Origin of the sequence: Paenibacillus foliorum, from assembly GCF_013141765.1 — a bacterium.
GTDB lineage: Bacteria > Bacillota > Bacilli > Paenibacillales > NBRC-103111 > Paenibacillus_S > Paenibacillus_S foliorum.
This window is the reverse complement of record NZ_WHOD01000055.1, coordinates 126,114-138,599: the sequence shown is the minus strand read 5'-3', so window position 1 is coordinate 138,599 and position 12,486 is coordinate 126,114. Positions and strand designations below refer to the sequence as shown.

9 protein-coding genes are annotated in these 12,486 nt (G+C 45.8%); all 9 read right to left on the bottom strand.

Features of this window, described 5'->3' with window-relative positions; genetic code table 11:
• Positions 1-6: 6 nt before the first annotated feature.
• The 9 genes from GC093_RS13815 to GC093_RS13775 all read right to left on the bottom strand — a co-directional run bounded on the left by GC093_RS13815 (position 7) and on the right by GC093_RS13775 (position 12,258).
• Positions 7-2,667, bottom strand: a complete 2,661-nt coding sequence (locus GC093_RS13815) for a family 78 glycoside hydrolase catalytic domain (protein ID WP_171652455.1) — start codon at positions 2,665-2,667, stop codon at positions 7-9.
• A 138-nt stretch (positions 2,668-2,805) separates the two neighbouring features.
• Complete coding sequence (glpK, locus tag GC093_RS13810) at positions 2,806-4,296, bottom strand: glycerol kinase GlpK (protein WP_171652454.1); 1,491 nt, start codon at positions 4,294-4,296, stop codon at positions 2,806-2,808.
• A 12-nt stretch (positions 4,297-4,308) separates the two neighbouring features.
• The gene (locus GC093_RS13805) at positions 4,309-5,247 is read right to left on the bottom strand and encodes a transketolase family protein (RefSeq protein ID WP_171652453.1); all 939 of its coding nucleotides are present in this window, start codon (positions 5,245-5,247) and stop codon (positions 4,309-4,311) included.
• On the bottom strand, positions 5,240-6,079 hold the full coding sequence (locus GC093_RS13800; protein ID WP_171652452.1) for a transketolase: 840 nt from the start codon (positions 6,077-6,079) through the stop codon (positions 5,240-5,242). The genes GC093_RS13805 and GC093_RS13800 overlap by 8 nt, the downstream gene beginning before the upstream one ends.
• Before the next feature lie 55 nt (positions 6,080-6,134).
• On the bottom strand, positions 6,135-7,574 hold the full coding sequence (locus tag GC093_RS13795) for an L-fucose/L-arabinose isomerase family protein (RefSeq protein ID WP_171652451.1): 1,440 nt from the start codon (positions 7,572-7,574) through the stop codon (positions 6,135-6,137).
• 4 nt (positions 7,575-7,578) lie between these two features.
• Entirely contained in the window at positions 7,579-9,069 is a 1,491-nt protein-coding gene (locus tag GC093_RS13790) for a DUF5605 domain-containing protein (RefSeq protein WP_171652450.1), read from the bottom strand.
• A 22-nt stretch (positions 9,070-9,091) separates the two neighbouring features.
• Positions 9,092-9,934 (bottom strand): carbohydrate ABC transporter permease, encoded by an 843-nt coding sequence (locus GC093_RS13785; RefSeq protein WP_171652449.1) that lies wholly within the window; start codon positions 9,932-9,934, stop codon positions 9,092-9,094.
• 1 nt (position 9,935) lies between these two features.
• On the bottom strand, positions 9,936-10,847 hold the full coding sequence (locus tag GC093_RS13780) for a carbohydrate ABC transporter permease (protein ID WP_171652652.1): 912 nt from the start codon (positions 10,845-10,847) through the stop codon (positions 9,936-9,938).
• 64 nt (positions 10,848-10,911) lie between these two features.
• Positions 10,912-12,258 (bottom strand): ABC transporter substrate-binding protein, encoded by a 1,347-nt coding sequence (locus tag GC093_RS13775; protein ID WP_171652448.1) that lies wholly within the window; start codon positions 12,256-12,258, stop codon positions 10,912-10,914.
• Positions 12,259-12,486: the final 228 nt, after the last annotated feature.

Here is a 12,486-nt window from a genome sequence, read left to right as displayed (position 1 = left end):
CATAGGCTAGGTTACCTTCATGACTTTCTCTATTTGACTAATGAATTCGTAATTTCCCGATCCGATCTGATAAGTATGTTTACCATTTTCCATACCCATTTTTACCGCTTCATCAGGAACACGAACACTTGTTCCATCCATGTGAATCGTTGCCGTTGTATTCACTGGAATAGATACTTGGAGAGAGAAAAGTCCATCATTAAGCTGCCATGAGGAAGAAATTAGACCATAACCGCTCTCTACATTTGCCTTTACATAAGTCAGCTTGCCTCCAGGACGCGGATGTATGACTATGTGCTTGAATCCTGGCTGCTCCGAATCAACATCGATGCCTGCCATATATCGATACATCCATTCGCCGACGGATCCAAGCGAATAGTGATTGAACGAATTCATACCCGGGTTTTGAAAGCCTGCCTCCTCCGTCCAGCCATCCCATCTTTCCCAGATCGTAGTCGCGCCTTGCTTTACTGAATACAGCCATGAAGGGAATGTGTCTTGATGCAGGAGTGAGTAAGCCAGCTCCTCTAGCCCATTCTCCGTCAAGACTGGAAGTAAATACCCTACTCCCAAGAATCCGGTAGACAAATGATTTCCATTCTGCTGAATAAGCTCTTCGAGACGTTTAGCGGCAAGCGGCTTCATTTCTTCAGACAACAGCCCGAAATATAAAGCCAGAACATATACGGTCTGAGTATCCCCCTGGATGATACCCTTCTCATCCATATAGGTACGGACAAAGGCTGTGCGGATTTCTTCGAATAATGCACTATATTCAATTACATCATCTGCATATCCCAGAACTTTAGCAATTCGAACAAATATAGCGGTACTGTAAGCAAAATACGCCGTGGCCAGAACATCTTTTGGTGTATCTGCATTTATGGACAACCAATCTCCATAGTTGGCATAATCAGGACGAATCCTATCCGTACTATTAGCCTTTAAATATTCCACCCACCGCTTCATCGCATCGTAGTTGGTTTCAAGTATTGTCCTATCCTCATACATCAAGTAAAGCGTCCAAGGTATGATAACTCCTGCATCCCCCCAACCTGCATTATCAGGCGCAAACCATTTGACGACCTTTTGCTTAAATTCAAACCATCCTGCGTCAGGCGCTACATCAGGGAACGCGCCATCCGGCGTTTGGCCGTCCGTCATGTCTTCCATGAATTTGGCAAAAAAGCGCGACACATCCATATTATACGAGGCCGTACGAATAAATATTTGAGCATCACCGGTCCAACCAAGCCGCTCATCACGCTGTGGACAATCTGTAGGGACGCTCAAATAATTTCCGCGCTGTCCCCAACGGATGTTGCTGATAAGACGATTAACCATGTCGTCCGAGGTTTCCAGTGATCCAGTACTAGGAGTGTCAGAGTGTACAACCCGACCCGTAACGCTTCCTAAGGTCAGTTCACTGTCAAGTAAGCCCTCTACTTCTACATACCGGAAGCCGTGAAATGTGAAATGCGGCTCGAAGGTTTCTATTCCTTCTCCTTTTAATATGTAAATATCCTTTTGATCTGCTCTGCGTAAATTTTCGATGTATAGTGTATCTTCATCTTGGAGCATCTCAGCATGGCTAACCGTTATTTGCGTACCCGTCAGCCCCTGTACCTGCAGCTTTACCCAACCTACCATATTTTGCCCCATATCGAATAGATAGGTTCCTTGTTTGGTCATCCACATTTTTACAGGATTAATCGATTCCGTAATCCTTATAGGAGGATCAATCTGGGAGACTAGCTTACCGACATACCTTTCGAATCGGTACACTTTCTGCCAATCACTTTCATTAAAGCCAGTTCGATCCCAATCCGGCGTTTCTTTGCGAGCATCATAAGACTCACCTTTTAGCATATCCGAATATTGAATAGGCCCGGTATTCATGGTCCATGTTTCATCTGTAACTATGTGATGGTTAGAGCCATCTTCAAATTGAATATGAAGCTGCAAAAGCAATGCAGGACTCGTACCGTATATTTCTCTCCCCATCATCCCAACTTGACCCGCATACCATCCTGTACCTAGAATGGCGCCTATAGCATTCCCGCCCACTTGTATAGAAGCAGTAATATCAAACGTTTGGTATTGAGTCCTTACAGCATAGTCAGTCCAGCCTGGGGCAAAGTATTCGTCACCTACCCGACTGCCGTTTAAATGTAATTCATAGACGCCTAATGCTGTACCATATAGAGTGGCTCGTTTAACTGGACGGTCTATCACAAATTCTTTACGTAGGTACAAGCTAGGAGGAAATTCGATTTCCGGGTCCAACGACTGACCGATCCATTCCCCTTTCCAATCGTTCTGGTCAAGTATCCCCATGGTCCACTGCCCAATAGAACTCCATTCAGAAGCTGCTCCCGTTTCGTCCCATACTTTGACCTTCCAATAGTAACGAAGTTCAGCTTGCAAGGGATTTCCTTGATATATAACCTGTACGGAACGGTCAGATACCACCTCTCCACTATCCCAGTACTCCCCAATATCCTGCTGAAGCAGATCCGTATTGGAGGCTACTAGAATTCGATAAGCGCTTTGCCGTTGTGATTGCAGTTCTGAATCCAATAACCAACTGAATCGAGGCTGTTCGGTATCCAGTCCTATCGGTTGATCCAGGGATTCAACACGCAGCCTTTTTATAACAATACTCATGACTTATCCTCCAGTGCATCATAATTGAATTCAAGGGTTGACGTGCCCTCAAGGTTTTTATAATCTCCTGTTTTTCGATAAATTCGATGGCCAACGAAAGCAAGTAAATCGTACTACACGCTATGTCAAATTATTGCATCAGGAAATGATAGTCTGAACGGCCTTCTTCCATCCCTCATAATAGTCATCGATTATTGTGGCATCCGCCTGACAGCTATAAATGGTTTCAGATGAAAAAAGATCGTATAGTTCTTCTAAGTTATTCCACGTTCCAACACAGAGTCCTCCCAATAGTGCCGAGCCTACAGCAGATAACTCAGAAATAGCGGGTTTAACAACGTTAATTTGCAGCATATCCGATTGATATTGCATTAAAAATCGATTTTCAGATGCCCCGCCATCCACGCGCAATCCTTGAATACGGATACCTGATTCGGCTTCCATTAATTCTACCGTATCACGCACCTGATAGGTTATACTTTCCAGCGCTGCTCGGATAATATGCCTTTTATCACTGCTTCGGCTCATACCAATAATCGCTGCCTTGGCATTAGGTTCCCAATAGGGTGCACCGAGACCGACAAAGGCAGGAATCAAATAGACGCCTTCGTTATCGGTTAGAGAAGCTGCTTGCACTTCTGCTTCCGAATAGTCATTGAATAGGCCCATTTGATCGCGTACCCACTTCAAACAATCACCTGTACAGTGAATAATTCCTTCAAGCGCATAATCTACTTTGCCATCGATTCCCCACGCAATAGCGGTAACTAATCCATTAACCGGCTGTGCTGCTCTGCTCCCAATGTTCATCATTACGGAAGTGCCGGTGCCGTAGGTTGCTTTCGCCATTCCCGGGCGATGGCACAACTGTCCAAACAGCGCCGCTTGGGAGTCCCCAATAACCCCTGAGATGGGGATTCGCTCCGAAAACAAGGCGGGCTCATTGGTATAGCCGAATAGGTCATTGCTCGATTTGACCTCCGGCAAGGCTACACGACCCACGCCGAACATCTCGATTAATTCCGAATCCCACTGTAAAGTGTGAATATTAAACAGTGATGTCCGGCTTGCATTCGTATAATCGGTAGCATGAACGGCTCCGCCCGTCAGCTTCCAGATCAACCAGCTATCTATCGTACCTGCGAGTAGTTGACCTTTGACACCATTATGCAAAGCATTGGTATCAGCGTGATCTAGAATCCAGCGAATTTTACTCGCGGAGAAATACGGGTCCAGCACTAATCCCGTTTTAGCTTTCACCCCGGCTTCATGCCCCTTAGCCTTCAGGTCTGCACATTGCTCACTTGTTCTGCGGCATTGCCATACAATGGCATTGTAAACGGGTTGCCCGGTTTCTTTGTCCCAGACAACAGCCGTTTCCCGCTGATTTGTAATGGTAATGACCGCTACTTGCCTCGGGGTCGTACCCGTAGTATGTAGCACCTCTTGAATCACTTGGACAACATTACAATAGATAACTATCGGATCATGCTCCACCCACCCTGGTTTCGGATAAATTTGAGGATGCTCAATAGAGCAGCGACCCTTTATTTGCCCTAGTTTGTCAATTAATAAGGCCTTGGTACCCGAAGTACTCTGATCCACTGCCAAAATATAGCTGGTTTCCATATCGGTTACTCCTCACGATGGCCTTATCATAATATGGGCAATGGAGCGTATATTTTCTACGCTTAATCCATAGTGATTAAATACCTCAGTTGAATTTCCAGTAATAGCCGGTTCATCAGGAATACCTATGATACGCATTGGAACCGGATGGTTTTGGATAATTACCTCAGCTACGGCAGCTCCAAGCCCCCCATGGATGCTGTGCTCTTCCACGGTAATGACATGGCTGGTTTCAACAGCAGCACGAATAATCGCCTCGTTGTCCAACGGCTTGATCGTATGCATGTTGAGCACTCTGCAGCGAATACCATCCTGCTCCAGAGCATCTGCCGTATCGAGCGCGACTCGAACCGTTTCCCCTGCGGCTATAATCGTGAGGTCAGTTCCCTCACGTAAAGTCACCGCTTTTCCGATTTCGAACGGATAATCATCTGACGGATATACGTCTCTCACCGGATTTCGACCGATTCTTACGTATACGCCACCTTCATGCTCTACCAGTGCTTCCGTCATCCGTTTCGTTTCATGCCGGTCTGCCGGCAAAATAACCGTCAACCCGGGAATCGCTCTTGTAACCGCTATGTCCTGTAGGGAATGATGAGACATGCCCAATGCACCGTAGCTTACTCCTCCACTGATACCAACCAGCTTCACATTGGTAGCTGAATAAGCCACATCTACCTTCACTTGCTCTATGGCCCGCATACTCAGAAAGCAAGCGGGTGAAGTAACCCACGGCTTTTTCCCACAAGAAGCCAAGCCAGCTGCAATACCAACAATATTTTGTTCAGCAATACCTGTTTCAACAAATTGGTCTGGTAGCTCTTTAACGAAGGGTAGCATGGATGCCGAGCCTCTCGAATCACTGGCTAACACCAGAATACTGCTGTCTTCTTTAGCTAAATCCAACAGTGTATCGCAAAGAACTTGACGGTTGGCGATTTTATTCATGGATGACCACCTGCGCTTCCTTCGATAATTGTTCAATGGCTTGAGCTAGCTCTGCATCGCTTGGTACATGATGGTGCCAATGCGGAACATTCTCTGCGAAGGAAACCCCCTTGCCCTTTGTTGTATAGGCCATTAACAAAGTCGGCTTGCCGGATGACTCTGGTGCAGCATGAAGTGCAGCTGATAATTCAGCAACATCATTACCGTTCACCGGAACGACATGCCATCCGAAGCTGCTCCACTTATCTTCCAAGGGCTCCAGCCCCATTACATCCTCGGTGCTGCCGCTTATTTGCAGCTTGTTGCGGTCAATGATGCCAACAACATTGTCCAGCTTGTAATGGGAGGCAGCCATTGCCGCTTCCCATATAGACCCCTCCGCTTGCTCTCCATCACCCATTAATGTAAATACGCGATAGCTTCTGCCATCCATCTTACCTGCCAATCCCATACCTACAGCCACAGAAAGACCATGACCAAGAGCACCTGTATTCATTTCGACACCAGGTATTTTATTATTGGGGTGGCCTATTAAGCGGGAACCGAATTGACTGAACGTCTGCAGCTCCTCTTTCGGAAAGAAGCCCTTGTCAGCCAAGATACAATATAAAGATTCCACCGCATGACCCTTGCTCGCAATAAATCGATCCCGGTCCCCCCACTTCGGATTGGTCACATCCAGCTTCATCACATCATAGTACAGCGTAGTCAGTATATCGGCATTGCTTAGTGAAGAGCCCGTATGCCCCGTCTTCGCATGATGTATCATTCGCAATAAATCGATTCTTATTTGAGCGGCCTTTCGTTTAAGCTCATTAGTATGTGTGTTCATCCCTGTTTCCTCCTATTCTAAATGCTCTAATGTCAGAGCTTCTCTCTAGTGTGCATTAACGCTGCCAATCCTTGCCCCGAAGCCAAGCTTGGATTTCACTTTCCGATGGATCTACCGGATCGGGTTTAAGCCCTGGAATGTAAGTACAGGCTTCATATAATGCAGGAATGACATCCTGATGAATACCAACGGAATGATGCACATAAGGCCCTTTCACCAGCTTTTCTTCCCATAACGGCCAATCGTTAACTTCAACCCACACATAGGAGCCTCTTGTATAAGGTCCTTGTATTCCTTTAGCACGGCCTAGAAAAATCGAATATTCACCATGATCGCCATCAAAGCGGGCAAGTGTCATCTCACCACCGCGTATCTCACCTTCATGAGTCCCTGGTGAATGATCATCGAACAGGAAATGCTTACGCAGCTGAGGCTTTTCCTCTACGCTCAAAGAAACCGGGAAATTTCCACAATGGAACAACAGTTCGCCGTTCGGATTATCCGGATGACGAATAGTCAAATCGGCGAAGAAAGTTGGCTTCGTATTCAGTGACGCAGCCTGCACCATGATCGATGTGATAGCTCCGTGAATATCCGTTTCACAAGTAACCGGAATCTGCTCATCCGTCAGAATTGCGTTAGCTAAGCATGGCATGATACCCATCGCATCTTGCAGCGAAGACCAGCATTGAATCGCAATAGCGGTACTGGCCGTCTTAGCGGCATATTGCTTCATCGCGACTTTAAGTGCCGCAATTTTGTTAACAGCTTCTTCCCCGACCTCTGAATAATCCAAATGCTCCTTTATATAGCTAACAGCTTCATCAAACTCGGGTCCGCCTTTGGCCCCAACCTTTTTGGCTGCCGTCTTGATATCTTCCAATGTAATCGGGTAGATTTCGATACCGAACTTTTCCAGAAGCTCTCCTTCATTACACATCATGGTCCAAAAGGAAGAAGGTCTAGGAGCAATTTGCAAAATGCGCAGTCTGCGGAATTCCTTCACCACATTCGCAGCCGCTACAAAGTTACGGAAGCCTCGTTCAAACACGGGATCATCCACCCGACTATTGGTGATATAAGTGAACGGCACGTTAAATCGGCGCAGCACCTTGCCTGTCGCGAACAATCCGCACTGCGTATCGCGCAAGCGCATACCATCCTCAAGCGGTGCTTCATCGCGTGGACCCCACAGAAGAACCGGCTTTCCTAGCGCTTTGGCGACACGGCCGACCATATCCTCTGTACCGAAATTACAGTGCGGGAAGAAGACCGCATCCACCTCATGATGCTGAAAATGCTTTACAATTTCTTCTGCATTGTAGAGGTCATCATATAATAACCCCTCATTATTCAAGCCTTCCAAATCAACGATCTCAATGTCGAGTCCGAAGCTATCCATTTTCTCTCGAATCAGCACCTTATACTTAAATGCATCCTCTGCGCTAAAAACAAATCTTCTAGTCGGCGCATAGCCGAGCTTTAACTTTCCCATCGTTTTATACCTCCCCTTTTTCTATTACACATGCTCTTATTGCAATATAAGGCGTTCCGGGCATGTCAATCCGCGTCATACCGCTAAAGGTTCCTTCCAACGTAGTAACCGTCATACGCCAAGTATCGATCACATCAATCTTAAAGCTGCGGTCGCTCGGCAGCGGAAGCTCGCGGTAAGCTGGACGATGGATCCCGAAATATTGCAGGTAATACTCTCCCTCGACTCCAATCGTTGGAGCATCCCGCAGCCTGTCGATCGATTCCATGCAAGCTGGGGCTTCATTAAGAATTTGCTGCAAGAAAGCAATTCTTGCTGGGCTCTCCCCATACAGCTGCCCTCCCTTGGACCACCAAACTACCTCTTCCGCATGCAAAAAGGTTTCGCCATGCCCAACATATCCGCCACGGGTAAACCCATCCCAGAAACGCGCGGTCATATCCTCACCTGTAATATTTCCCCAACGCTGCGGCAAATTGCCTTCATAGCAGCATTCATCAACTACAACAGGCTTGCCATATAGCTTGCGCCATGCGTTCGTTGGGGTTAGCTCCCAATACTGCATGCTCACATGCGTTACCCATGGTTTTGTGTGATCGTAGACGATCAGCGTTGTAGGGTCATACATTTTCGTTCCATTATGTATCGATCTCAGGTGCTGGTAAGGGTCGCTTTCCTGTACGATGCGAAATGACCTATCCCAGTCATCCATTGTTTTCTCCGTCATAAAATCAAATTCATTAGCCAGGGACCACCAAATATTACGGAAGGCCCCAAGTCGGGCAATGATATAGCGCAAATAGTAAGCATCCGTCTTGGCATCCATACGGTCAAAGCCCCATCGGCCTTTATCGTAAGGATGAAAAAGGATTAAATCGGCTTCGATCCCGAGCTTTTGCAGCTCCATAATCTTTTGCTCCAGATTGGCAAAGTAATCGGGATTAAAGCGAGTCCAATCGAAGCCTTCTACACTAGAACCAACGAATGGAAAAAAATCCGGCTCATTCAGATTGAAGCTGTAATTTTTAGGAAATACACACATCCGGATTTTATTAAATGGCGAGACGCTTAAGGTTTGCAAGGTTTGCTGCTGAAGCTCCTCATCCTGATGAGTCCATGCATAACAAGTAGTTCCGAAAGGCCGGTAGGCCTTCCCATCCTCATATACGAAGTGAGAAACATCCCTAATCCGCACCGGACCGTGATTCTCGGAAGAAGCGGGAATACAGGAGAAGCTTCCTGCTGCTCCATCAAGCTCAGCAGAATTGCTGCTGACTGAATAGGTCCATGTTCCTTCAGTGTCAGGCATGAAACGAATCTTAAACACACCATTTCCATCATAGAAACCTTCTGCTTTAACAATCCGGTGTTTATGCTGAAACTTTGCTTCCAATTGGATGTCCAAGAACGGATTGCCTTCACCAGATCCGCTTAGAGACAGTTCAAATAATCCCCAACGCTCTACTTCCTTAAAATTCTGTATGGCTTCTCTCATTGAAATCGCTCCTTTTCTGTATCTATCCTTTTATTCCTGAGGTCGAAATTCCTTCGACAAAATATTTCTGGCAGCTGAAGAAAATAACTAAGCTTGGTATTAGTGACAGGACGGACATCGCAAACATAACGCCCCAGGCAGAATCGCCTGATGAATCCATAAACAATCTTAACCCGAGTGGAATCGTATAAAGCTTGGCTGTATTGATGTAAAGCAATTGACTGAAGAAGTCATCCCAAGTCCAGATAAAGGTGAATATAGCCGTCGTAATGAGGGCCGGAACTGCCAACGGCAGAATGATCCGCCAGTAAATCTGTGCTTTGCCGCAGCCGTCAATTGTTGCCGATTCATCTAGCTCTTTAGGCAATCCTCGAATAAACTGGACCATTAGAAAGATGAAGAACGCGTCCGTGGCAAGCCACTTCGGTATAGTCAACGGATAATAAGTATCGATCCAATTCAATTGTTTAAACAAAATGTACTGAGGTATGATCGTCACATGATGAGGCAGCATAATCGTTACTAGCATGAGAGCAAACCAAACCTTTTTCCAAGAAAAATCCAACCGACCGAATGAGTAGGCAGCCATAGAGCATGACAACAGGTTCCCAGCAACACAAAGTGCAGAAACGATGAAGGAATTCGTGAAAAAGGTTGAGAACTTTACTCGTGCGATGCCCGACCAGCCTTTCAAATAGTTATCCAGCGTCACTTCCTTGGGCCATAGGCTCAAATCACTGAAGATCAGATTAGATGGTTTAAAGGAGCTGGAAACTAACCACATAATAGGATAAAGCATAAACATCCCTACTCCGAGGATTAAGATATGAAGCAGCAGCCGGTTGAATCCTTTAGCCTGTGCCATCTCACTTCCCCCCGTCCGCATAGTGCACCCAATATCTGGATGAACCGAAAATTATGGCGGTAAATATACCTATAATGACCAGCAGTACCCATGCCATCGCTGATGCATAGCCCATCTCATAGAAAGAGAAGCCTTTCATATACAGATACAAGGTGTAGAACAGCGTAGAATCCATAGGACCTCCCGTGCCTCCGCTAATTATGAAGGATTGAGTAAATGCCTGGAACGCGCCTATTAGTTGTATAACTAAATTAAAGAAAATAACAGGTGTTAGCAACGGAATCGTAATGTGGAAAAATTGCTTCATTTTGCTGGCTCCGTCCACTTGAGATGCCTCATAATAATCCTGTGGAATTTGTTTAAGCCCCGCTAAAAAAATGATCATAGACGAGCCGAACTGCCATACGGACAGAGCCACAATAGAATATAAAGCATAGTCAGGATTAGCAATCCAGTCCGGAGCTTGAATGCCGAAATTGAGCAGAAACTGGTTTACTACACCTGATCCGCCAAAAATCTTTCGCCACAATACAGCAATAGCCACACTGCCACCAAGAAGTGTTGGGAGATAATAAAGCGTCCTGTAAAGACTTATTCCACGCAACCCCCTATTCATGAGAGTAGCAATGATCAGTGCGGCCGTCAGCTTCAAAGGCACCGAGGTAAAGACATAAATAATGGTCACTTTTAAAGAAGCAAAAAATCTAGGGTCCCCAGTAAACATAGTTTTATAGTTTTCAAATCCGATATACTTCGGTGGCGAGATAACGTCGAACTTCGTTAATGAATAGTAGAATGAATTGATCATTGGACCGATCGTCAGGGCAAGCAGACCAATAAACCAAGGCAATAGAAATAAGTAAGCAACCGCATTTTTCTTCCAAAGTTTGGTCAAATAAATGCCTACCGTCATTCTGGATCTACGCTTGTTCTCCAAAGCAATTCGGTTCATAAGCACAACCCTTTCTGTTGTCGACTTACTTTTTAACAACCTTCTCAGCGGCAGACAACAGCTCTTGGGCAGCGTTAGGAATGGTTTCTTTGCCAAAGAGAATCTTCTGGCTTAAATTAACAATGCTTGTTTCAAATTCTTTGCCGTTAGGAATTTCCCGGTCCAGCACTCGTGAGTTTTTGGCTGCCAAGTCGATATAGTCATATACTTTCTTATCAACTGGCGTCGCTTTCGCCTTCAACGCTTCACGAACCTTGGAGGAACCTGGTACGCCGCGTTCGCTTCCTAGAATCATCGTAGCTTCCGGGTCGTTAACCATAAAGCTGATAAACATAGCGGCTTCCTTCGGATTTTTCGTTTTGGCATTTACCGACATGAATTGGCTCGGCTGCAGCCACAGACCTTGTGCTGCACCTACTCCTCCGTTTGGTGGAAGCACAATGTTAATTTCGTCCTTCATGCTTTTTTGGTACGCATTAACTTGGTTGGACCAGATCAAGTGCATGACTGTTTTTCCTTCAACGAATGTGGAGTTATCCGGGTTTTCCGTATAAGCGGTAGTAATTTCCGCCGGAGGCGTGCTGCCCTGCTTGCGGTAGCTATCCCACGTGGTAAACCATTTGGCGATCTCTTCTTTGCCGAGTCCAACCTTGCCGTCCTTATAAAGTGTTTTATTGCTTTGCCGTGCCATATAATTCAAATACAAAGGAACTTTCGATTCATCTACTGCGCCATAAAAGCCTTTGCCCAATGCCTTTGTTAAGTCCTGCGCATACTTACCGAACTCATCCCAGGTCCAATTGCCTGTCGGAGGCTGCAGACCCGATTTTTTAATCAACTCCGTATTATAAGCAATACCAAATGCATTAGAGCCTAAGTTAATTCCATACAATTTCCCATCCATAGCTCCAGACTCGACAGTTGCTTTATCGAAATCCGTTACATTAATTTCTTTGCCAAGGTAAGGGTTAATATCCAAAAGCGCATTTCGTGCTACATAGTCGGGGTAGTTGTTACCCAACTGGATTAAGTCAGGTGCGTTCCCTCCGGCGATCTGTGTATTTAATTTGTCCCAATACCCATCACTACCTAAGTATTCTCCATTAATTTTGATATTCGGGTTCTGCTTCTCAAACAGCTCGATGACCTTGAGGGTAGCGTCGTGCCGCACCTGCGATCCCCACCATGTCATACGAAGCTCGACCTTCTGATTGCTTGATGTTGATGTATTAGTTGGTGCTGCTGCTCCGCCAGGCGCAGGTGTGCTTGCAGTAGGTGATGAAGACCCGCCTCCACCCGGCGTACAAGCTGCCAGCATGGATGCAAAAGTTGCAAATGTAACGAGCAAGGACCAGTTCTTGTTCATTTTCATAGCAAAACCCTCCTTCAATTTTGTTTACTAAACTTGTTTACTTGTCATTGTTTTTCTGACGTAAATTTGTAAACGCTATCACAACCTACCGAAGCAACCTCCTCTTACAATAAAAAAGCCCATCTCATAACTAAATTAACTGTTTTATGGTGCAATCACTTTTAGAGTTAGGCGTAATGCCCGTTTAAATCATATCATCACATTTCTGAAAACGTCAATAAGTTTAGT